Genomic DNA, 21,942 nt, shown 5'->3' with positions numbered 1-21,942 from the left:
TGCGTGCGGCTCGTTCAGCCGATGGGCAGTGCCCCCAGCAGCAGCCCGGCAACGAGCACCACATACGTGCCGAGGGTCACCGCGGTGGTGGAGATCACGGTGGCGGCCAGCGGTTGGCGGACCAACTGATAGGCGATGAGGCCGGGCACGATGAAGCCCAGTGTCTGGGTGGTGTAAAGGAGCGGGAACTCGTGCTGGAGCGCGAGCAGCACCGTGGTCTGGAGCAGCACTGCGGACAGCACCACGGCGGCGAAGAGCCGCTTCCCGTAAAGGATTGCATGACGCTGAAGGACCTTGGTCGCGACGAAGGTGAGCGCCGTGACGCCGATCACCATCGCGGCCCGGACCACATCGGTGACGAGGGTCAGCGCGAGCCAGCCGGGGGTGATCATGCCGCCGGGAGAGAGGTTGGTGGTCAGATAGCAGACCAGTGAGAAGACCAGTCCGAGGGCTATCCCCAGCGCGATGGTCTGCGGAGTGACGTTGACGGGGATCACAGCGGGTTCCTTGTCGGCTGGTACAGCGCGTCGGTATGGGCAGCGGCGGGGCTCGGGAGATGCGGCCCGGACGTCGGGTCGTTCAGCGACGCCACCCAGCTGTACGGCTCCGGCTCGGGCGGGGGCGCGACCGGAAGTGGCTCGTCGGCGTCGTCCGAGGGCAGCCTGCTGAGGTGCTCCAGGAACAGCTCGCCCTGACCGTGGATATTGCCGACGGCCACCAGCGAGGAATCCGGGGCCAGTTCGGCGAGGAGGGCGCGGGTCAGCTCCTGCGCGTCGCGCCGGTCGCCGCCCAGGTCCACCACCCGCCCCGACGACCAGCCCGACGGGATGCCGTCGCGTGCGCTCTTGGTCGGATGACCGATGAGAAAGACCGTGTCCGGGGCCAGGTGGGGGACGATCGCTCCCATCTGCCCATTGCGTTCGACCCGGTCCGGGCGGCAGTTGATGACCACGTTCAGCGGGCGGCGGATCGCACCGAGCTCCTCCAGCTGACGGACGTTCATCAACGTCGACTCGGGGTCGTTGGCGGCGAAGACATTGGCGAAGCGCAGCCGTTTGCCGTCCGGTGTGCGGTAGCGCTCGACGGAGAGCACGCCGGGGTCCGGTGGCGCGTCCCACATGCCGCGCAGGGCGGTGGCCCGCTCCACGCCGAGCAGTTCGGCCACTGCCAGCGCGATGGCGACGTTCTCCTTGAAGGTGAACCAGCTGAACTCGCGCAGCTCCTCGTCGGTGACCGATGCCGGATCGACCGCGATCAGGCGGCACCTCCGCTTGTCCGCTTCCTCCTTGAGGATGTGCAGCCGCTCCTGCTCGGCGGTGACACAGACCCCGCCGACCGGCATCGACCGGGACAGCGAACGGGCCACATCGTCCAGCGTCGGACCCATTTCGGCGAGGTGGTCCTCGCGGACGTTGCACAGCACGCCGATGGTGGAGCGGATCAGCTTCTCCTGGTTGACCTCTTGAAGTGCGGGCATCACCGCCATGCACTCGATCACCAGAGCATCCGGCCGGTAGGCCGCCGCGCGCCGGACGATGCCGATCTGCTCGACGACGTTCGCGATGCCGAACTTCCGGTACACCGGCTCCTCTGTGGCATCCGGGTGGATGAACCGGGCAGCGGTGCCGGTGGTCTTGGCGACGGTGACCAGGCCACCGCCCCGCAGCGCCCCCGCGCACAGCCGGGTGATCGAGCTCTTGCCGCGAATGCCGTTGACCAGCACCCGCGTGGGGATCTGTGCCAGCGCGGCGTAGTGGCGCCGCTGCTCCAGCACGCCGGCGACCAGCAGCACGGCACAGCTCAGCAGCAGGACAACATAGAGGAAAAGCACGTCGGTTGATCCTTCACTGCTACGGTGCGCTGCCGCGCTGGAACGATGGGGCAGGGACAGAGGCAACGTAAGCTCGCCCGCCGCCGCGGTCCCGCTCCACCAGCGCCTGCCGGAGCAGTTCCAGACTGCGAGTGACCGAACCGCACTCGTCGTGGTGGACCGGGTACAGCACGGTGCGGCGGTCACCGTCGGCCAGCCGCTCCGCGCATCTGGTGAGGGTGCGCAGCGGTCTGACCACCACGATGTGCAGCCAGCTCAGGCAGGCGCCCCCCGCGGCCAGGGCGAGCAGCCCGGCCAGCATGGTGCGTGACTGGACCTGATATGCCGCCAGTTTGAGCGCTGCGGCGGGTTCGGCGGAGACCACCTGCCAGCCGAGGCCGGCGGCCGGCCCCGTCTGTGCCAGTGGCGCGGCGGCCGCGACCGACGGGCCCGCGCCCGGCGCGGTCCCCGCGTGGAGGACGGCCGATGCCGGGCTTCCCGCGCCGCCGGGTGCCGCGTCGGTCCTGGCCGCCAGACGGGTGAGGGCGCGGCTGGGAAGCGATTGGAAGGCTTGAAAGCCGACGCTTGCCGCGAGCACTCTGTGGTGCTCGTCGGTCAGCCACACTCTGCCGAGCCCCGGCCGGGCAACCAGGTCGTTCAGCGCGTCAACGCCGATCTCTGCGACGACTACGGCCGAGGCGGTGTCCCCGCCTCTATCGGCGTTCTTGGCGTTCTTGGCCGTCGGGATCTGGACGTAGGCGGCGATCGCGGGGATCTTGCCTGACGTATTGACCTGGGTGATTCCGTCGCCGGTGGGACGGGCGAGGGTGCGCAGCGGCTCCTTGCCCGCTCGCAGCACGATGGCACCGGTGTGGTCCAGCATGTACAGCGATCGGTACGTGGGATGGTCGGCGTGTTCACGTCGCAGAACCTGCGCCGCCCGCTCCCGTGGCGCACCGGCGATGGCTGATGCCGTCGCCGCGAGGTCGGCGTGGCTCTGGCCGAGGGACTGCCGCACTCGGTCAGCGGTGGCTTCGGTGCGTGCCTGCTGGTCGTCGACGGCGGCTGCCGGTACGGCCTGGGCGGCCGGTACGCGATTGAGCAGGAACAGCAGCGGCACTCCCCACGCGGCGATCACGAGTGTGCAGATGAGGACCAGAGCCCGGACACCGGGGCGGCGCCGCCCCGGCCGCACAGGCTCCGGCCCCGTCTGGCCGAGCAGTTGGCGGCGTATCGACTCCAGCGCCCGGCCGACCCTGCCGGGCTCGCCGAACGCACCGGCTGCCACCGGCCGCGCCAACTCCGCGCCTACTCCGGGCATTTCGCCGGCGCCCTTGGCCAGCCGGGCAGCGGACAGGTGCAGCCGCAGCAGTGGACGCTGCACGGTGACCCACAGCACCAGAGCGACCAGCACGGCGATCACCACCAACGCGCCCGCGGCCACGATGGCGAACCCTGTGTGGTCGGCTCCGCCCTTCGCCGGAGTCACATCCCTGAGCGTGAGAATCGTCAGTCCCGGCCCGAAGGCGTCGTCCTTGCCGTCCATCGCGGCGACCGATGCCCAACCCGCGACCCTGCGCAGCCCGTCGTGACCGTCGCCGAGCATGCTGCCGGAGGCGTCACCGGTGTGCAGACCGGCGTCCGCGGCAGCGGAGGGCAGGGTGCGGTCCTTGGCGTCGAGTGTCAGGGGCTTGCCAGGGGCGGCGGTGGTGGCAAGCACCTTTCCGTCCCGGCCCACCAGTTGAGCGGTGCGCCCGTCTCCGTGGACCGCGAGGGCCGCGACCTTTTCCGAGACGACCAGCAGGAATTCGCGTTCGCCCTCGCCCTGCTCCCCCGCCAGGTCCCGTGCTTGGGCCTGGTTGCCGGCCTGGTTCCGGTCCGGAGCAGGGACAGCCACCCGGGCGAAGAACAACAGTCGCGGTCCGGCGCGCCCCGAAGTGACCAGCCTGGGCGGGATGTTGCCGGCACGGGACCGTGCCAGGGCCGCCGTGTCCACCCCGGTCAGCGGCAGCGTTTCACCGCCGGCCGCGAGCGGCTTGCCAGTGTGCGGGGCGACCAGCACGCCGCCCCGCACCAGGGGACCGGCAGGAAGGAGGGACCGCAGCGTCGCCTTCGGAGTACCGCTTGCGGGGGCCCTGACCGACGCGGCGGAACGACGCACTGCCCTGGCCCTGACGTCGACGGACGTTTTGAACGAGTCCGCGGCATCCTCGGCGATCCGGCGTTCCGCGTCGCGTACCGCCTGGGGTACCTCCTGCTCATGAACGGCGCCGACGCCGAGTGTGGGAAAGACGGCAACTGCCAGCAGCGCGCAGAGCAGGGCGGCGATCGGCGGGCGGACACCTCCGAGCAGCGGCATGTCGGCGCGGCGTCGCGCACGGTGTCGACGCGGCGCCTGGGCAACCGGGTGCAGGGCAGCCTCCTCTCGGCACATGGGGGGGGGTGAACGGGTGGCAACTCGATCTGTATCGAACTGCGTTCACACGATAATCACAAGTTCGTTCGCGGCGCTTCCCTGCATACGGACCATACGGAACCTCTGCACTCAAATCGACCGAGGAAATGGCCACTTCTGCACCTCCGCCTCATCCCGGTGGCGGCGAATTCGCCAACGCCCCGGTCGAAACTCAGCGAGCCCGAATACCGGCACGCTCGCCCCGTCGAGGTGTTCCTCCAGAGCTAATCGCCGGTTCCTGATGCCCACTCAGACATCGCATTCCGTGCCGCTATGACTGGTCACGAGGATGCCGAACGCAGGGCGCTGACCACTGGCATCCGCACACCAGGGCAGGTCTCCCGTACGTATCCCGTATTGGCGCCCGGCATGCTCAACTCCGCTGCACATTCCGCGTGTCGAAGGTCGGTCCACGTGCGTAGGGATCCACGGGAAAGGCGTGCCGTACGGCCGGCGACGGCGCAGGACACGAGACCGGCGCCGCGCAACTTCAGAAAGTCCCGACGACGTCACATCACCAACTGTGCGGTAATAAGAACTCTCCGCATAAACAAGGGATCTTGGCTTGGCAATGGCAAATCACCTATTACGATGAGCGCCAACCAACCGCCGGCCACGCGGTGTTCGCCCTCATGGAGAAGGACTGCCCATGAAACATGCACGAAGGCGTCACAGCCCGTTACGAGCCCGGGTCGCCGGCACCACTGGGGCGCTGGCCGTCATCTTGGGCGCCGGAGTCGCGCCGGCTGTCGCCGCCGGGAAGAGCACTGGTACGCCCATGACCGCGGCAGCTGCCTTGGATGACCCAGTGCAAGCCCCGGACCAGGCGGCGGAGTTGGATGCGGCGCAAGCGCCGGGCAAGGCGGCGGTGTTGGATGCGGCGCAAGCCCCGGGCAGGGTGGCGGCGTTGGATGCGGCGCAAGTCCCGGGCAAGGCGGCGGCGTTGGACGCGGCGCCGGCCCCGGGCCGGGCCGCAGCCCTGGACGCGGCGCCGGCCCCGGGTCAGCTGACTCTCCCCGCCCCGACCGGGCGCTATGGCGTCGGCACGGTCGACCTCCACCTGCGCGATGCGAAACGCGCGGATCCGTGGGTGCCCGGGCAGCAGCGCGAGTTGATGGTCTCGCTGTGGTATCCGGCCACGCACACCAGCCGCTATCCCGCCGCGCAGCTCCCGGTCAGCCAGCAGGTGCTGCCGGGCGGGGTGACCCTGCCCACCACTGCCGGACACACCGGCGCCCCGGTCGTCCGCAAGGCCGGCAAGCTGCCGGTGCTGCTGTACTCGCCCGGCGGGCGTGGGAACCGTGCGACGGGCACGGCACTGGTTCAGGACCTGGCCAGCCGCGGCTACTTGGTCGTCACCATCGACCACACCCACGACACCGGCGACGTGGTGTTCCCCGGCGGGCAACATGAGGTGAGCATGCTGCAGCCAGGCACCAAATCGCGCGACCTGATCGACGTCCGGGCGGCGGACAGCCACTTCGTCATCGACCAGCTGGCCGAGATCGCCCGCGGCCACAACCCGGATGTGGAACAGAAGCCACTCCCCGACGGGCTGGCGCGGGCCGCGAGCACAAAACGCGTCGGGATGTTCGGCGCTTCCCTCGGCGGCGGCTCGGTGGCCGCTGCCATGCAAAAGGACTCCAGGATCGACGCCGGCGTGAACCTGGACGGCCAGCTCTTCGGATCGTCGGACGACACGCCGCTCGACCGCCCCTACATGCTGTTCAGCTCCGAGCACCACAACCGCGACACCGACGGGAGCTGGGAGCGGCTCTGGGACAACCTGCACGGAGAGCGGCTCGATCTGAAGCTGCGCGGCTCCGGTCACAACTCCTTCGTCGACAACCAGGTCCTGTTCCCCCAGGCACCGGGCGCATTCGGGATAACCCCGGAAGTAATGCAGCAGGCACTCGGCACGATCGACCCCAACCGCTCCATCGAGGTCCAACGCACCTACGTCGCCGCCTTCTTCGACAAGCACCTGCGCCATCGGAACAGCCACCTGCTCGACGGCCCCTCGCGCCACTACCCAGAGGTCGACTTCATCCGCTGAACCGACCGGACGTCACCGTCGGCCACTGCCCGGCGCGACGGTATGTCCCGGCCGTACACCCGCACCGACGCCGACCTGCTGCAGACGCTCGACGGGTACCCGTGGCCCAGGCGGCAACGGACGAGCTTCGAGGGCAACCGAGCAATGTGCACGAGGGCGTGGCATGACATCCGGCTAAGGGTGCGGAGACTCCGGTTGACCGGAGTTGGCGGGCGATCGCGGTGACCGGTTCGCCTCCGTCGCGGCGCCGCAGCGTGATGGCGAGCATGTCACCGCCCAACGAGAGTTCGTGTCGCCATCCGCTGACACCGAGCGCTGGGCAGCGCGAGAGGCGCGGCCGAGGCCGCCAAGGACCCCGACTCGGTGTGCCAAACGTGCAAGGGGCTGCTGGAGAGCAGCCCGCTCGAGGACGACCCGCTAGAAGTGGATGTGCCGCCGGCCGACGGAGCGCACGGCGCGGGCTGCCGCATCAAGCTGGCCGAGCCCACCGGCCGCTTCGGCCGCGCGCCGCCTAGTGGAACGGAGACGAGCATGACCCCCGCCAGTAATGCCCGCCCAGGCGCGAGGCTGGGCAGCGCCGGATACTCAGATGCTTACTCCGGCCTGTGCTTGCTCAGGGCCGGTGAGCATCGTGGAAGTGCTCGTTGGCGAACGGCTGCTTTGTCGGGACCGGCCGCGCCCGGTACGGCAGCAGGGCCCGGACCGCGCGTCGCGGTCCGGGCCCTGCTCCGTGCGGTGCCGCCTTGCTGCGGCGGTGTGTCAGCTCTGTGCGGTGTCGTCGCCCGTCTGCCCGGCGCTCTCAGCTGCGCCTGCCTTCTCACGCATCTTGCGCACCAGCTCCGCCTTCTGGTCGGCTGCACCCTGGCGGTCGAGGTTGCGGTGCGGACCGTTGTTCTGCCGTTCGGCGCGGGACAGCCTCTTGCGCTGGCCGCCGCCCATGCCCACGGGGTTGTTGATGTTTTTGCTCACGGTCACGGGTTCTCCCGGTAGTGATGTGAAGTGATCTACGGATTCATCGGTGGGGGATGGGCGGCGACGTCGAAGGACGTCAGCAGGGGCCCATCACGCTCTCACTCGTAAATCGGCGTCTGGAAGAACATGACAAAGACGTTACCCGGTTCCGCAGGCCCCGCGCACCAACCTTTTCGCCGCCCCGGCGTGGGCCGGGCCTTCGGCGGGCGCCCGGGGTCGGCCGTTTCCTTCCGGGAATTTCAGCACAGCCGGCACCCGCCGGTGGTCGCCGCCCGCCCGATGCTGTCCGGCCCGCGAGGAGGATCGTGACCGGGTTCGGGCGGCAGCGGGCTGAGGGCTGCGTTTGGTGCAGGCGTCCGTGCGTTCGTCTAACGGTGGTTTCGCCGGAAGGGACCGCGGCGGTGCCGTACTGTCCGGTGAAGCCGTGGCGAGCTGTTCATGCTGGTGCTCTCGCGCTTGGCAGTCAGGATGGCTGGACTTGGTCGAAGAGGGCGAGGGCTTCGGCGGGGTCCGGGCTCACGAGGCGTTCCAGACCGGCCACCGTGATCTCCGCCCACCTGCCGGCCCGTGCCCACATCTGTTCCTCGAAGGCACGGACGGCCTCGTCCAGATCTCCAGGGCCGGTGGCAATGGACTCGGCGAGTTCGGCGCCTTCCAGCATCGCGAGGTTCGCGCCCGCCCCCAACGGGGGCATCAGATGGGCGGCGTCGCCCAGTAGCGTCACTCCGAAGACGTGCCTCCAGGTGTGGGAGACGGGCAGGACGTAGAGGGGGCGGTGGACGAAAGCGGTGCCGTGGCGGAGGAGGTCGAGGACGGGAGCGGCCCAGCCGTCGAACAGAGCCAGCAGGCTCGATCGCACGGACTCGCCGTCGGCCAGGTCCAGGTGCGTGTGCCAGTCCAGCGGCGCGCGGAACTGGGCGTACACCTTGACGTGGCCGCCGCTGTTGCGCTGGGCGACGAGAGCTCGGTTCACGCCGTACACGGCCACGGAACCGTCGCCGATCAACCGGGCGAGGTCAGGGTGGCGGGTGTCGACGTCGTCGAGGGAGGTCTCGACCAAGGTGACGCCGGTGTAGTGCGGCGTCACCGACGAGACTGCCGGGCGGGTCCGGGACCAGGCGCCGTCCGCGCCGACTACGAGGTCGAACGTCTCCTGTCGTCTGTCCGCGAAATGGACCAGTACGCCATCCCGGGTCCCCGGCACCACCTGGGTCACGCCCCGACCCCACTGGACGTCGAGAGGGCCGAGCAGCAGGTCACGGAGTTGCCCGCGGTCGATTTCGGGATTGGCCCGGTCATCTGGACGGGGTTGCCAGTCGCGCAGGACGGCCCCGTCCGCGTCCAGGATGCGCATGGCCTGCCCCTCGGGGCGAGACAGCGCCTGGAACTCCGCCAGCAGCCCCGCCTTGTCCAGCGCGAGCTGGCCCAGCCCTTCGTGCAGGTCCAGCGTGCCGCCCGGGGGGCGGGCGTCGGGGGCGGGATCGCGCTCGAGGACGGCGACGGGGTGGCCATGGCGGTGCAGGACACGGGCGAAGGTGAGGCCGGCAGGGCCGCTCCCGACCACGGCGATACGATGTCTCATGTCGATACACTGTATTTCCCCAATACGATGCATCGCAACGGAACGGTGTGACTATGACTGTGTGGGACCGGCCGGAGCCGCCGACTCGCCCCGTGCCGCTCGACCGGGAGCGGATCGTCGCCACCGCCATCGCGCTGGCCGACGAGGGCGGGCTGGAAGCGGTGTCGTTGCGCAAGGTCGCCGCCCGGCTGAACGCCGGCCCGATGCGGCTGTACGGATACATCTCCACCAAGCAGGAGCTGTTCGACCTCATGGTGGACGAGGTCCACGCCGAGATTGTCCCCGAGGACCAGCCCGGTGACTGGCGGGAAGCGCTGCGCCTCCTCGCCCACCGCACCAGGCAGACCGCTCTCCGTCACGAATGGCTGGCCGACCTGCTCGGCGGCCGCCCGACCCTGGGCCCGAATGGCCTCGCCGTGACCGAGGCCACGCTGGCCGCCCTCGACGGACTCGCCGACATCGACACCGTCATGCGCGCTGTGGAGACTGTCAGCGCCTACTTCACTGGCGCGATCAGGCGCGAGATCGCGAACCTGCGGGCCGAGCGCTCCACGGGCCTGTCCAAGCGTGACTGGCAGCGCGTCTCCGGCCCGCATGTGACGAGAATATTGGCCACGGGCCGCTTCCCGGCGCTGACCAAGGCCGTGTACGACGGCACGGACGTGGACGCCGAGGCATCCTTCGCGACCGGCCTGGACTGGGTCCTCGACGCCGTGGCCGCCCAACTCACCCGGCCGCCGGCGTGACGCTCAGCTCTTGCCGAATGTGAGCGAGGTCGGGGTCGGTGTCCACGGGCCGTAAGGGCTGTGCCGCCACCGATGCTCTGGATTGCGCCACTCAGGGCGTTGTCACCGCGCCGGACACGGGATGACGGTACTCGGTGTCGGCAAACGATGGCCCCTCGAGTGAGCAGACGGAGCGGAGCGAGTAGCACGACGTCCGGCATCGCTGCCGCGGCGGGCACGGTGATCAACCGACATGGTTGCCTGGGCAGCCTGTTGCGCTGCACCCGCGCCGGGGGACCGCACGCCGCCGCGCAGCCGTGCGCGAAGGACCGTACTGCCAGCGGCCCGGTCATGCGTCCGGGCCCATCGCCACCGAAGCCGCGCCGATCTCGTCGGTGCATGGCTACGGGCCGGCATGCCGGACGACGGCACTCTTGCGCACGGACTGCGCGCGGCACCCGCACCGCGTCACGCCGCCCACCCCACTGATGGGAAGCCGAGTGCCCAAGGGGCTGTTGAGCGTGGTGGTCGGAACACCCCAGCCGCTCGGGGGCTTGCGGTGGACAAGCTGGTGTGTGCGGCGCCGGTGCCGTAGTGCCGGCCGCGTCCGTCCACTGCCGGGATGACGGTACCCGGTTGTGCAACGCCTCGTCGCCGGTACCGGCGTGCCGCAGTCCATGTCGCGGGCGGCTGCCGGCGACCTCGTGGTCATACTCCGGCAGGACCTGCTGGTCGCCTCACGGCCCGAACAGGCTTCTTCCCGCGGGAGCCACATCGCTGCGAGCCACGGGCGCCGCTGCACACGAGACACGGATTGCGTGCGCGAAGGGATGCGCCATCAGGTTCCCCCACGGGCCGGGGAAGTTCAGGTGCAGTGACCGCCGGGGCGAGACAGCCACTCCGGCCCACCGACCGGGGGATGTCCGGGAGCCGCAGTTTCGCGCGTGTGTACCTCGCTGTCCGAAGTCGCAGGGAAACGGGTTCCGAAGGCTGACCGCCGGGTCATGGCATGGGTCGTTGTGCGGTGACCGTGAAGTAGTCGAGGCTGCCTTCACGGTAGGCCCGCAGGAAGTTGCGAGGCCAGGTACCGGGCTCCCACATGCGCGCCAGCCAGCGGTCCCAGCCCGGCCATACCGACGCCCCGATCGGGGTGGCGCGGACCCCGGTCAGGCCGGCCCGTTCGAGGCTGCCGGTGAGCTGCGGGATGGTGTGTGCGACGTCCAGGCCGGTGGTGTAGGTGTCGAGCAGTTCGGCCAGCCGCTCGGGTCGGGCGGGGGCGGCGTCGGGGACGAAGAAGCTGGCGATGACGGCGCGGCCGCCGGGCCGCAGCACGCGTGCGACCTCCCGGGCGAACGCGTCGAGGTCGCGGAAGTGCTGGGCGGCTTCCACGCTGTACAGGCAGTCGAACTCGCCCTCCGCGAACGGCATGTTTTCGGCTGCTCCGTGTGCGAAGCGCAGCTGTTCGGGGCGGCGGGTCAACAGATCGGCGTTGGCCTGTTCAGCCCGCTTGAGCTGCTGTGGATGGATGTCCATGCCGGTGACGTGCGCGAAGCCGTACTCCTTGAGTGCAACGGCGCAACCGACCCCCAGCCCGGAGCCGACCTCCAGGACCCGCGGCTCCTGTGCAGCCGCCAAGGTGGCGAGCACGTGGCGGTACATGGCCTGTTGGCTGCTGATCCGGTCGTGTTCGGTCAGCGGCTGGTCGAGGTCGATGTCATGCCAGTAGCCGAAGTTGATGAACCCTCCGCCGAACAGGGACATCGAGCTGAGATCGGCCGGACCATACGCTTCCTGCACTGCGGGCGGGATCGGGTACGGGGTCGCCCCGTGAGACTGGGTCATCTGCACCTCCGCGATGTAGAGCGCGCCGCCACGGGAGGCGACGGCACACCCAGCACTACCCATCAGCAGCCCGACCACCGTCAGAGTGTCTTCCACGCGAGGTAGCCGACCGCCGGGACTCGGTGTCGGGCGGGATGGGTCTGTGGTTGTCCCTACCTCATGCAGTCTGAGTGAGTGAACGGCCGGCGACGGCCTCGGTCACCGGCACAGCCGTAGGTCAACTAGCCATCGAGAGTGGCGTGTTCGCAACTGATTCCGTTGCCCGCAGGGCCGCTGCGCGTGGCACGGAATCATGCTGACTCTATGCTGACCCCTCGGTGTGAGCTTTCTTCCTGCTTTGCGTTGATTTCGCAGCCGTGCCGCGTTCAGCTGCCTCGGGCTCGTGCTGTGGGCGTTCACATGCTGTCTCTTCTCAAATGGTCTGGCCCGAAGCCGTGCTCGTGACCTGTGGCGACCGGATCAGCTGAGACGAGCAGCGGCTCGGAAGCTCAACTGATCTGGTCCGGTGCGTGTGGATGCTGCACGTCCTCTCAGTTGATCCGGTCTGCTGGTCAGCCCCTCAACTGGGTGACCTTCCCGGGGGTTCAGCAGTGGTGGGCAAAGGCTGCGGACATTGCCTTTTGCAGGACGGGGGCGGGCTTTGGGTGTGTGGGAGAGGGCGGGTAGACGGCCTGCCCTCCTTGATGGTCTCCACGACGGTGATCTCCTTGATCTTTTGCTCGGGGATCGTGAGCGGGTTGTGGCTGAGGATCACGAAGTCGGCCCAGTGCCTGTCAGCGCCCCCGCATGGGCCGAAGGCGAGAGAAATACGACCTCACGATTTCGGACGCCAGGCACGCCGCAGGGCGTAGATGCTGCGCAGTGCACTGAGTAGGCGGTCCGGTGCGATCACCAAACCGCGCCCCGAGCCCCGTGTGCCGCTGCCCCCAGACGATGCGCCGCCGAGTCTTGCCGCAGCGCGTGCCGCCCTATGCGCCTGGGGCCCTCTCACTGCGCAAGCGGCGGATGAGGACAATGAGATCCAGCATCGCGGCGAGGGCGAGCACGCCACACACCACCGCCAGTACCAGCAGCACAGGGGGACTGGGGGACTCGTGTGTCCCGGCGGACTGCGCTCCCAGCACGAGGCAAACGGTTGCCGCGGCGAAGACCACCAGCGCGGCCTGAAGCCCTGCGTGCCATAGGTCTGCCCTTGATGCCCGTGGGGGCGGCTTGCTCCTCCTGCTCCACCTCACTAGGACTTGTCCGGGCGATCACGTTCGTAGCCAGATGGTGAGGGCTGCTGCTGTCGCGGTGCCGAAGCAGACGTAGCCGCGTTTGTCGTAGCGAGCGGCCACGGCTCTGGAGTGCTTCAGCCGGTTGATCGCCCGTTCGATGGTGTTGCGTTTTTTTGAACCGCTCGTCGTCGAAGCCGGGTGGTCGTCCGTCGCGTGAGCCTTTGCGCAGGCGGGCGGCCTGGCTGTCGGTCTTTTCCGGGATCGTGTGCCGGATGCCCGGCGCCGCAGGTACTCGCGGCACGGCCGGCTGCTGTATGCCTTGTCAGCCGCGACGCTGGCCGGCTTCTTGCGGGGACGGCCCGGCCCGACTCTGGAGACCCGGATCTTCTCCAACACCGCCTTGACCTGCGTGCAGTCCGCCCGCTGCCCACCCGTGACAATCAGGGACAGCGGGCGACAGCGGCCGTCCGCACTCAGGTGGAGCTTGCTGGTGAACCCGCCGCGTGAGGGCCCAGGCCCTCACCTCCCGCACCACCTCCACCAGGCGGGCGACGAGGCTCTGCCACGGAGTCTCGTCCTGGTGTTCCACTTGCCCGGCCCCCTTTGACGCGGGGGCCGGCGGCGGGTCGGTGCGGGCGCCGGCCGCGTGCTGATGCGCCCGCACGATCGTGGAGTCCACCGACACATCCCAGTCGATCTCACCGGCCGCATCAGCCGCGGCCTGGACCTGTTGCAGCAGACGCTCCCAGGTTCCGTCGGCCGACCACAGCCGATGGCGTTCATGGACGGTCTTCCAAGGCCCGAACCGTTCGGGCAACACGCCACTGAACACCCGTCCGCACCCGGTGCAGAATCCCGTCGATCACCTGCCGGTGATCGCGCCACCTGCCGCAACGCCCGTTACTCACCGGCAGGAACGGCTGCAGCCGTTCCCACTCCGCATCACTCAGATCACCCCGCCCCATGTCCCCGCATCAACGACCTGCACGCGAGGCGGTCAATTGATCGGCCGGACAAGTCCTAGGGGGCGATGACGTCCCCGTGGGCGCTGGAAGGCAGCAGGGTGGCCGTGCCGGCGAAGGTGGCGGTATAGCCGCCGTTGAGGAGGATGAGCGTGAGGGTGAGGGTCTCGTCCAGCCGCGCGGTGCCTTGGGCGTTGGTGGCGGCGGTGCCCAGTACGTGGGTGCCGGTTTTGAAGGTGATGGTCTGGCCGGGCACGGGGAGGCCGGTGACCAGGTCGGTCAGCGTGGCCGTCAGGAACGGGAAGTACACCTGCGGCGGGAACAGTTTCGCCAGTGCCGGGGTGGCGGTCAGCGAGGTGGCGTGGCTGGGTGAGACGTAGGTGAAGCCGTTCACCAGGCTGGCGCAGCCGCCGTCGGTGGTGACGGTGACGGTCGCCGGGCCGGACGTGCCGGGCGGGGTGGTGGCGGTGATCTGGGTGCCGGCGGGGTTGACGCTGACACCGGTGGCGGGGTTGCCGCCGATGGTGACAGTGGCGCCGGTGAGGTTGGTGCCGGTGAGGGTCACCGGCGTTCCGCCGGTGGTGGGCCCCTGGTTGGGGCTGATGCTGGTCAGCGTGGGGAACGGCGGGATGACGCTCACGTCGTCCGACGTCTGGTTGGTGACGTAGATCTTGCCGTTGGGTGCGACCGCGACACCGAACGGGTTGGTGCCGACGGGGATGGGGGTGCACACGACGCTGTTGGTGGTGGTGTCGATCAACGTCACGTCGTCCGAGTTCACGTCGGCCACGTAGGCCTTGCCGTTGGGGGCGACTGCTATCCCGGTCGGGTTGATGCCGGGGGCGACGGGGATGGGGGCGCCCACGACGGTGTTGGTGGTGGTGTTGATCACCGTCACATTGTTCGAGGAGAAGTCGGTCACGTAGGCGTTGCCGTTGGGGGCGACCGCCACGCCGAACGGGTCGGTGCCGACGGGGATGCTGGGGACGGTGACGGTGTTGGTGGCGGTGTTGATCACCGTCACGTCGTTGGAGCCCACGTTGGTCACGTAGGCGTTGCCGTTGGGGGCGACCGCCACCCAGTACGGGTTGATGCCGACGGTGATGATGGGGACGATGACGGTGTCCGTGGCGGTGTCGATCACCGTCACGGTGAAGTCGCCCAGGTTGGTGACGTAAGCATTGCCGTTGGGGGCGACCGCCACCCCGATAGGGGTCGTGCCGACGGTGATGCTGGGGACGAGGACGGTGTTGGTGGCGGTGTCGATCACCGTCACGGTGTTCGAGCCACGGTTGACGACGTAGGCCTTGCCGTTGGGGGCTACCGCCACCCCGATAGGGTTGATGCCTACGGGGATGCTGGGGACGATGACGGTGTCCGTGGCGGTGTTGATCACGGTCACATCGTTCGACGCGGTGTTGGTCACGTACGCGTTGCCGTTGGCGGCGACCGCGACCCCGACCGGCTGGTCGCCCACCGGGATCGTCGTCAGTGCCAGCAGCCTGATCGGCGCTGCCGTCCGAGTCGCGGGGAGGGCGGTGGCCGAGAGCAGACCCGGCAGCCCCGGCTGAATGTTCGTATTCATGCTGACCCCTTCGGGTAGGGGCCGCCCTTGGCCTGCCAGGCCGGCCGGGGCGTCGGCACAGGCCCGCAGATCCTCTCCGGGGCATCACGGCAGCAGAACACGCCGTCAAACACAGCGAGCTGCCCACCCCGAGGAGGGTATGGGCAGCCCATCGGTTTCGTTCACCCCTGCGGTACCCGCCCCGCACGCCGGCGAAACTCCCACCCCCGCCGTACTAGGACTTATCCGGTCGATCATGTGCGGAGCCAGGTGACTACGACTGCTGCCGTTGCTGTGCCGAGGAAGAGGTAGCCGCGCTTGTCGTACCGGGTGGCCACAGCCCTGAAGTGTTTCAGCCTGTTGATCGCTCGTTCGACGGTGTTGGTTTCTTGTACCACTCCTCGTCGAAGCCGGGTGCCCGTCCGCCGCGTGATCCCTTGCGCAGGCGGGCGGCCTGGCTGTCGGTCTTCTCCGGGATGGTGTGCCGGATGCCCCGTCGCCGCAGGTAGTCACAGCAAGGGCCGTTGCTGTACGCCTTGTCGGCCGCGACGCTCTGCGGCTTCTTGCGGGGCCTGCCCAGCCCGCGCCGGGGAACACGGATCTTGTCCAACACTGGCTTCTGCGTACAGTCTGCCCGCTGCCCCGGCGTGACGAGAAGGGACAGCGGCCGACAGAGGCCGTCCGCGCTCAGGTGGAGCCTGGTGGTGAACCCGCCCCGCGAGCGGCCCAGGCCCTCACCTCGCGCACCACCTCCGCCAGCCGGCCGAGCAGTCTCTGCCATGCGTTTCGCCCTGATGTTCTGGGTGTTCGGCCCCTTTTGAGGTGGGGGCGGCGGATAGGTGCGGGCCTCCTGCAGCACACGTTCCCAGGCGCCATCAGCCGACCACAGCCGGTGCCGTTCCTACACGGTCTTCCACGGCCCGAACCCTTCGGGCAGGTCGCGCCACTGCACCCCGGGTCCGCACCCGGTGCAGAATCCCGTCGATGACCTGCCTTCGCCGCGCGTCACGCCGACCCATCCCGTCGGCGGGGCGCTGGACTGCCAGTGCGGGCGCGGGTGTGAACGGTCAGCATGTGACGCGCGACATAGGGGAGCTCCGGAACTCGGCCGTTGGGTTGCCCGACTACTGAATCGGTACGGCGCGATCCGACCGACGCCGTATGACGTGATCGGGAGACGTGGCTGATGGACGAGTCCAGGCAATCCTCCTCCGGTGCGGGGGCGGTGCTGCGGAGAATGGCGCCCCCTCCTGCCCTGTGCGGCTTCCTCTTGTTGCTGGCGCTGATGTTCGCGGTGTCGTACGCGGTCGGCGCCGCCGCCGGGCCCGTCGCGCCCGGTATGCACGGCACCGAAACGAGCCGCGGTGGCCTCGACGATGGTGGCGCGGGCAGCGGCACGGATACGGGCGGCATGGGGGGCATGCACGGAGGTGGCGGCTGATGGGCGCGGAACCGGTGGCTGTCTCCGTGACGACCGACCTGGCCATCGGCGGTATGACCTGCGCGGCCTGTGTGAAGCGTGTCGAGAAGAAGCTCGGCAAGCTGGACGGGGTGACGGCGACCGTGAATCTGGCCACCGGGCGGGCCCGGGTGAGCCACCCGCCGCAGATCAGCCCCGAGGAGCTCATTACGACCGTCGAGAAGGCCGGCTACACGGCCGCACTGCCCGAGCCGCCCAGGCGGCGGGAGCCTGACGGCGACGGCGACGGCGAGGGGGAGGCGCAGGGCGCGAAGCAGGAGCGTGACCGGCTGGTGGTCACCACGTTGCTCGCGGTGCCGGTGCTCGTGCTGTCGATGGTGCCCGGTCTGCAGTTCCGGAACTGGCAGTGGCTGTGCTTCGTCCTCGCCGCGCCGGTCGCCGTGTGGGGTGCTTGGCCCTTCCACGTGCGGGCGGTGCGGGGGCTGCGGCATTCGACGGCCACCATGGACACGTTGGTGTCGCTCGGCGTGGCGGCGTCCTTCTCCTGGTCCGTGTACGCGCTGTTCCTCGGCGGTGCGGGCGATCCCGGCATGAGGATGCCGTTCAGTCTGGTGCCGTCAGCGTCGGACGGTGTCGCGCACATTTACCTCGAAGCGGCCGTCGGCGTACCGCTGTTCGTGCTGGCGGGGCGGTTCCTGGAGGCGCGGGCCCGGCGTGGGACCGGGGCTGCGCTGCGGTCGCTCGCCCAACTCGCCGCCAAGGAAGTCGCAGTACGCGAGGACGGGAGCGAACGGCTCATTTCCATTGCGGAGTTGAGCGTCGGACACGTCTTTGTCGTGCGTCCAGGAGAGCGGGTCGCCACCGATGGCGAGGTGGCGGAGGGCAGTTCGGCAGTGGACCTGTCCCTGGTCACCGGCGAGACCGAGCCCGTCGAGGTCGGGCCGGGCTCCGCGGTGGTCGGTGGGGCCGTGAACTCCGGCGGACTGCTGCTCGTACGGGCTACCGCGGTCGGTGCCGACACGCAGCTCGCGCGGATCACCCGGCTGGTGACGGAGGCCCAGGCCGGAAAGGCGCGGGCGCAGCGGCTGGCCGACTCGGTGGCCGGCGTCTTCGTTCCGGTCGTACTGGCGCTGGCGGTCACGACCCTCGGGTTCTGGCTCGGAGCCGGGGCCGACCCGCAGGCGGCCATCACCGCGTGTGTGGCCGTCCTCGTCGTCGCATGTCCCTGCGCCCTCGGCCTGGCGACGCCGACCGCCCTGATGGCCGCGACCGGCCGGGGCGCTCAACTGGGTGTCCTTGTCACCGGCCCGCAGGCTCTGGAGGGTCTCCAGCACATCGACACCGTCGTCCTCGACAAGACCGGCACGCTCACCTCCGGCCACATGAGCGTCGCCCAGGTCACCTCCGTGCCGGGCGGGCTCGGCCGCGACGAGGTGGTGCGACTGGCCGGGGCGGTCGAGCAGGGCTCGGAACATCCACTCGGGCGGGCGATCACCGCCCATGCCCGGAGGGAGTCGGCCGAGCGGCGGCTGCCGGACGTGAGTGCATTCAGCGCCGTGCCGGGGCACGGTGTGCTCGGTCGGGTCGAGGGTCGGCTGGTCGAAGTTCTGGCCCCGGACGACGAGTTGCCAGCCGCTCTCGCGGATGCGCTGCCGGTCGCCGCGGCTGCCGCACGCACCCCGGTGCTGGTCCGGGTGGAGGGTGAGGCCGAGGCTCTGATCGAGGTCGGCGATGTCGTACGACCCGGCAGCTACCGGGCCGTGGAGCAGCTGCGGCGCCTCGGTGTGCGCCCGGTGCTCGCCACCGGTGACCAGGAGGCGCCCGCCGTTGCCGTCGCCTCGGCCCTGGGCATCGACGAGGTGCACGCCCGCCGCACGCCCGAGGACAAGGCTGATCTCGTAGGGGATCTCCAGGAGCAGGGCTGTCGCGTCGCGGTCATCGGCGACGGCGTGAACGACGCCGCCGCGCTGGTCGGCGCCGACCTCGGCATCGCCATGGGCAGCGGCACGGATGTTGCCATCGGGGCGGCCGACGTGACCTTGGTGCGCGGTGACATCGAGGCTTTGGCGGATGCGGTCCGGCTCGCCCGGCGCACGCTGGGCACGATCCGTGTCAACCTCGTGTGGGCGTTCGGCTACAACCTCGTGACCGTGCCGCTGGCCATGGTCGGCCTGCTCAACCCCATGCTCGCCGCTGCGGCGATGTCGGCCAGCTCGTTGCTGGTGGTCGGCAACAGTCTGCGGCTGCGCGTCTGGCAGCCGAATCCCGCCCGGAGGCGCACCCGATGACTGACAACCCCTGGCGTCCGTCCCGCCGTCGGCTGGTCGACGCCCTGCTCGCCGCGCTCGCGCCCGCCACCGCGTGCAGCCTCGCGCTGGGCGGCCTTGCCACCTGGGCCGCGGTCGGCAAGGCGGGCAGCCCGGCCCGGATCGCCGTCTCGTCCGGGCGGGTCCTTCTGCCGTATGCCGACGGCACGGAGACCGCCGCCTTCTTCGACATCGCGAACATCGGTGGCGCGGATGACCGGTTGGTCAAGGTGACGTCCTCCGGGACCGAAGGAGAGATCGGCCTCAGCCGTCACCGCACTACCAAGAGCGGAGCCGCCTACCGGAGCACCGTGGTCTCGGCCACGGTGGCCGCGGGCAGCGAACTGGCCATGTCCCCGCATGGACTGGACGTGACTGTGGGGGTAACACCCCCTGCTCGAGCGAAGCCGGGAGCCGGGGGGACGTACAAGGCCCGGTGGCGTGCGGGCGACCTCGTGTCGTTCACCCTGCACTTCGAGCGCAGCGGGGCGATCAAGACCCCCGCGGTGGTGATCCGTCCGAGCGACAACTCCTCGTGATCGACGCCTGCCGAGGCGGTGCGGTTACTGCTGTAGGCGCGACCGGCACCGGAGTGCAGCGCCGGTGCCGGCTGCTCAGGCCTGGTCATGGGCGCCATGACCAGGAGCATGGGCGGGCGTCGGCCGCAGACCCGCTCTCCGGGAGAAGGCAAGTGGCAAAGTCTCGGCACGCTTCGGCCCACCGCAGTGGTCTGGGCCACACCCGGCGAGGTGAATGCGCCGGCGAGGCGAATCCGTACCCCCTCATGACGACCAGAGCCTGGACACGAGGATGAGGCGCCATGACGGCAGGGTGGTGCTCTCGCACGGTACGGGCCGCGGTGTTCGCGGCCGTCTGTGTGCTGCTCGCCGCTCTGGGGCACGTCATGATGTCCGGCAGCCAGGTCCCCGGGTGGGCGCTGGCCGTCGGCCTGACCGTGACCGGTGCTGCGGGCTGGTGCCTGGCGGGCCGTGAGCGCGGGCTGCCGCTGATCGTGACGGTCGTGGTCGCCGCGCAGACAGCGCTGCACTCGGCGTTCTCGTTCGCCCAGTCGGTGACCGGAAGCACCGCCCCCATGGACATGAGCGACATGGGGGCTGTGCACATGGACATGGCGTCGATCAAGACGGAGTCCATACCCGTGTGGTTCATGACCATCAGTCACATGGGCATGAGCCACACGGATCACATGGGGCACTCTACGGACGGCGGCTCGTCGACGTTCGGCATGCTCGCCGCCCATCTGCTCGCCGCGCTGCTCAGCGGCCTCCGGCTCAGGACACCTTTCTGCGGGCGCTCCGCAGCCTCCACCGCTTCGAGGGGCGTTCGTCCGCCCGTTCCTGGCTGCTGTCCATCGCCCGCCGAGCCGTCATCGACAGCTATCGGTACAGCGCCGCTCGACCCCGGCTGTCGGACGTACCGGGCTGGCAGGTGGCTGTCGAACGGTCCCAGCCGCAGGATCTGCCCGGCTTCGACGACGGCGTCGCCCTACTCGACCTGCTGGCATCCTTGCCGGGCGAGCGCCGGGAGGCGTTCATCCCCACCCAGCTCCTGGGCCTGCCCTACGCGGAAGCGGCCGAAGTCGGCGACTGCCCGGTCGGCACGCTCCGCTCCCGCGTCTCCGGTGCTCGGGCGACCCTGATGGACCTGCTGGACGAGGCGGACGAACCCGCCGTGCCGGCCTGAGCCCATGGGTACGAGGGCGTTGCTGCCGACCGGAAGCAAGTCGGCGCCGACATCCTCGTGGTTGCCTGAAGCGGATCTCATGCGTCTGCTTTCCACTGGTCGGGAACTCAGAGCGGGTTCGCTCCGACTACTGGATCGGGTGACGGAGGTTCGCCCGCGTGCCGAGTGGATCCGGGAGTTGTTCGATGCGTTCTCGTGTGTGGGGCGGTACGGCGGCCGTCGTGCTGGGCTGCCTGCTGGCGGCGGGCTGCGGCGGTGGGGGGAAGGACACGGCGGACAAGACCGTGGGGAAGGACGGGAGCGCCGTCTCCGGTGCCCTCCCGGCGACCATCACCGACTGCATGGGCGCCAAGACCACCTTCTCCGCAGCCTCGAAGAAGATCGTCACCAGCAACGCCTCCAGCTTGGAGCTGCTGCTCCGCCTGGGTGCAGGCGACAAGGTCATCGGCACGGGCTTCCCGCCTGGTAAGGGCGCGCTGCCCGGCGAGCTGGACGGGCAGGCGCAGAAGGTGAAGGTGCTCAGCCGGAGTGTGATCCCCAAGGAGAAGCTGCTCGGTTCCGGCGCCGATCTGTACATCGACACCTTCGCCTCGATGGGGAGCATGGGCGGCGGAATGGGGGATGCGCCGACCGAGGAGGAGTTCAAGGCGGCCGGGATCAAGCACATCTACCTGAAGTCCACCGCTTGCGCCGCGACGGGCAAGAGCCCGGTCACCGACCTGTCCGCCGTCGAGGCCGACATCACGGCCCTCGGTGCGGTCACCGGCACGAGCGCGAAGGCGAAGGAACTCGTCGCCGGGATGAAGGGGACGGTCGACACCGTCCAGAAGGCGGTCGGCGGAACGGCCGAGAGCAAGCGGCCGACGTACTTCTTCTTCGACTACGACGCCGGCACCAAGCAGCCCAGCGTCACCTGCAACCGCCAGGTCGCCAACGCCGTGATCACTCTGGCCGGCGCCCGCAACGTCTTCGCCGACTGCAACGGCGACTACAAGCAGGTCGACTGGGAGAAGGTGATCGCGAAGAACCCGGACTGGATCCAACTCGGCGTTCGTAATAGGGGCAGCGAGGCCGCGAACGAGAAGGCATTCGGCGACGCCGAGAGGTGGCTGAAGTCCAATGCGGCCACCAAGGGCCTGAAGGCGGTCAAGGAGGGCCACTTCCTGCACATCGGCTCCGAGCAGACCACCATCGCCGGCGTCCGGAACGCCGACACGGTCAAGGAGATCGCCAAGTCCCTCTACCCCGGCAAGGTCGGCTAGCCGTGGCCTCCACACTGTTGCGCCGCACCGCCGCGGACGCCGCTCCGGACGCGCGCAGCGTGCCT

14 protein-coding genes and 4 pseudogenes are annotated in these 21,942 nt (G+C 69.6%); 8 read left to right on the top strand and 10 right to left on the bottom strand.

Annotation, left to right across the window (positions count from 1 at the left end; translation table 11 throughout):
• Window positions 1-14: 14 nt before the first annotated feature.
• From K7C20_RS00490 to K7C20_RS00480, 3 genes are read right to left on the bottom strand one after another with little or no spacing between them, the layout of a single operon-like run.
• A complete protein-coding gene (locus tag K7C20_RS00490; protein WP_030075452.1) occupies window positions 15-497 on the bottom strand; it encodes a poly-gamma-glutamate biosynthesis protein PgsC/CapC in 483 nt (160 codons plus the stop codon).
• The gene (pgsB, locus tag K7C20_RS00485; protein WP_030075451.1) at window positions 494-1,831 is read right to left on the bottom strand and encodes a poly-gamma-glutamate synthase PgsB; all 1,338 of its coding nucleotides are present in this window, start codon (window positions 1,829-1,831) and stop codon (window positions 494-496) included. Before pgsB ends, K7C20_RS00490 begins: the two co-directional genes overlap by 4 nt.
• A gap of 19 nt (window positions 1,832-1,850) precedes the next feature.
• Window positions 1,851-4,169, bottom strand: a complete 2,319-nt coding sequence (locus tag K7C20_RS00480; protein ID WP_053209385.1) for a HAMP domain-containing protein — start codon at window positions 4,167-4,169, stop codon at window positions 1,851-1,853.
• Between the two features lie 874 nt (window positions 4,170-5,043).
• Between K7C20_RS00480 and K7C20_RS00475 the strand changes: the two genes are divergently transcribed.
• Window positions 5,044-6,321 (top strand): alpha/beta hydrolase family protein, encoded by a 1,278-nt coding sequence (locus tag K7C20_RS00475; protein WP_245171255.1) that lies wholly within the window; start codon window positions 5,044-5,046, stop codon window positions 6,319-6,321.
• Window positions 6,322-7,080: 759 nt separating this feature from the next.
• Here the strand turns inward: K7C20_RS00475 and K7C20_RS00470 are convergent.
• Together K7C20_RS00470 and K7C20_RS00465 are read right to left on the bottom strand one after the other, a co-directional pair.
• Window positions 7,081-7,296 carry a DUF6243 family protein gene (locus K7C20_RS00470; protein WP_030075446.1) on the bottom strand — a complete coding sequence of 72 codons (216 nt, stop codon included), beginning with the start codon at window positions 7,294-7,296 and terminating at the stop codon, window positions 7,081-7,083.
• Window positions 7,297-7,756: 460 nt separating this feature from the next.
• Window positions 7,757-8,875 (bottom strand): FAD-dependent oxidoreductase, encoded by a 1,119-nt coding sequence (locus K7C20_RS00465; protein WP_030075445.1) that lies wholly within the window; start codon window positions 8,873-8,875, stop codon window positions 7,757-7,759.
• Window positions 8,876-8,928: 53 nt separating this feature from the next.
• On the opposite strand from K7C20_RS00465, the gene K7C20_RS00460 reads away from it, so the two are divergent.
• The gene (locus K7C20_RS00460) at window positions 8,929-9,621 is read left to right on the top strand and encodes a TetR/AcrR family transcriptional regulator (RefSeq protein WP_048828618.1); all 693 of its coding nucleotides are present in this window, start codon (window positions 8,929-8,931) and stop codon (window positions 9,619-9,621) included.
• A gap of 981 nt (window positions 9,622-10,602) precedes the next feature.
• Here K7C20_RS00460 and K7C20_RS00455 read toward each other — a convergent pair.
• The 5 genes and pseudogenes from K7C20_RS00455 to K7C20_RS39365 all read right to left on the bottom strand — a co-directional run bounded on the left by K7C20_RS00455 (window position 10,603) and on the right by K7C20_RS39365 (window position 16,204).
• Window positions 10,603-11,538: a class I SAM-dependent methyltransferase gene (locus K7C20_RS00455; RefSeq protein ID WP_245171257.1), complete on the bottom strand. Its 936-nt coding sequence runs from the start codon at window positions 11,536-11,538 to the stop codon at window positions 10,603-10,605.
• Window positions 11,539-12,695: 1,157 nt separating this feature from the next.
• Window positions 12,696-13,100, bottom strand: coding sequence for a transposase (locus K7C20_RS37950; RefSeq protein ID WP_245171295.1), 405 nt, complete (start codon window positions 13,098-13,100; stop codon window positions 12,696-12,698).
• A 183-nt stretch (window positions 13,101-13,283) separates the two neighbouring features.
• Window positions 13,284-13,624: pseudogene (locus K7C20_RS37945) on the bottom strand (IS5 family transposase); the annotation flags it as partial.
• Window positions 13,625-13,679: 55 nt separating this feature from the next.
• Window positions 13,680-15,206 (bottom strand): YncE family protein, encoded by a 1,527-nt coding sequence (locus K7C20_RS00445; protein ID WP_030075441.1) that lies wholly within the window; start codon window positions 15,204-15,206, stop codon window positions 13,680-13,682.
• A gap of 233 nt (window positions 15,207-15,439) precedes the next feature.
• Window positions 15,440-16,204: pseudogene (locus K7C20_RS39365) on the bottom strand (IS5 family transposase).
• A 167-nt stretch (window positions 16,205-16,371) separates the two neighbouring features.
• Between K7C20_RS39365 and K7C20_RS00435 the strand changes: the two are divergent.
• From K7C20_RS00435 to K7C20_RS00415, 6 genes and pseudogenes are all read left to right on the top strand, one after another.
• The gene (locus K7C20_RS00435) at window positions 16,372-16,626 is read left to right on the top strand and encodes a hypothetical protein (RefSeq protein WP_030075440.1); all 255 of its coding nucleotides are present in this window, start codon (window positions 16,372-16,374) and stop codon (window positions 16,624-16,626) included.
• On the top strand, window positions 16,626-18,893 hold the full coding sequence (locus K7C20_RS00430; RefSeq protein ID WP_030075439.1) for a heavy metal translocating P-type ATPase: 2,268 nt from the start codon (window positions 16,626-16,628) through the stop codon (window positions 18,891-18,893). The genes K7C20_RS00435 and K7C20_RS00430 overlap by 1 nt, the downstream gene beginning before the upstream one ends.
• On the top strand, window positions 18,890-19,450 hold the full coding sequence (locus K7C20_RS00425; protein ID WP_030075438.1) for a copper chaperone PCu(A)C: 561 nt from the start codon (window positions 18,890-18,892) through the stop codon (window positions 19,448-19,450). The genes K7C20_RS00430 and K7C20_RS00425 overlap by 4 nt, the downstream gene beginning before the upstream one ends.
• A gap of 281 nt (window positions 19,451-19,731) precedes the next feature.
• Window positions 19,732-20,205 (top strand): annotated as a pseudogene (locus tag K7C20_RS37940) (hypothetical protein); the annotation flags it as partial.
• Window positions 20,202-20,615: pseudogene (locus K7C20_RS00420) on the top strand (sigma factor-like helix-turn-helix DNA-binding protein); the annotation flags it as partial. The pseudogenes K7C20_RS37940 and K7C20_RS00420, both read left to right, overlap by 4 nt.
• Window positions 20,616-20,800: 185 nt before the next feature.
• On the top strand, window positions 20,801-21,877 hold the full coding sequence (locus K7C20_RS00415) for an ABC transporter substrate-binding protein (protein WP_030075435.1): 1,077 nt from the start codon (window positions 20,801-20,803) through the stop codon (window positions 21,875-21,877).
• Window positions 21,878-21,942: the final 65 nt, after the last annotated feature.

It is taken from the genome of Streptomyces decoyicus, from assembly GCF_019880305.1.
GTDB lineage: Bacteria > Actinomycetota > Actinomycetes > Streptomycetales > Streptomycetaceae > Streptomyces > Streptomyces decoyicus.
The sequence above is the reverse complement of the archived record's forward strand: the minus strand, read 5'-3'. Positions and strand labels throughout refer to the sequence as shown.

Coding starts and splice junctions, on each gene's coding strand:
- K7C20_RS00480 (WP_053209385.1), bottom strand. CDS start 4,169: ATGCCGCTGCTCGGAGGTGTCCGCCCGCCGATCGCCGCCCTGCTCTGC.
- K7C20_RS00475 (WP_245171255.1), top strand. CDS start 5,044: ATGACCGCGGCAGCTGCCTTGGATGACCCAGTGCAAGCCCCGGACCAG.
- K7C20_RS00465 (WP_030075445.1), bottom strand. CDS start 8,875: ATGAGACATCGTATCGCCGTGGTCGGGAGCGGCCCTGCCGGCCTCACC.
- K7C20_RS00460 (WP_048828618.1), top strand. CDS start 8,929: ATGACTGTGTGGGACCGGCCGGAGCCGCCGACTCGCCCCGTGCCGCTC.
- K7C20_RS00445 (WP_030075441.1), bottom strand. CDS start 15,206: ATGAATACGAACATTCAGCCGGGGCTGCCGGGTCTGCTCTCGGCCACC.
- K7C20_RS00435 (WP_030075440.1), top strand. CDS start 16,372: ATGGACGAGTCCAGGCAATCCTCCTCCGGTGCGGGGGCGGTGCTGCGG.
- K7C20_RS00430 (WP_030075439.1), top strand. CDS start 16,626: ATGGGCGCGGAACCGGTGGCTGTCTCCGTGACGACCGACCTGGCCATC.
- K7C20_RS00425 (WP_030075438.1), top strand. CDS start 18,890: ATGACTGACAACCCCTGGCGTCCGTCCCGCCGTCGGCTGGTCGACGCC.
- K7C20_RS00415 (WP_030075435.1), top strand. CDS start 20,801: ATGCGTTCTCGTGTGTGGGGCGGTACGGCGGCCGTCGTGCTGGGCTGC.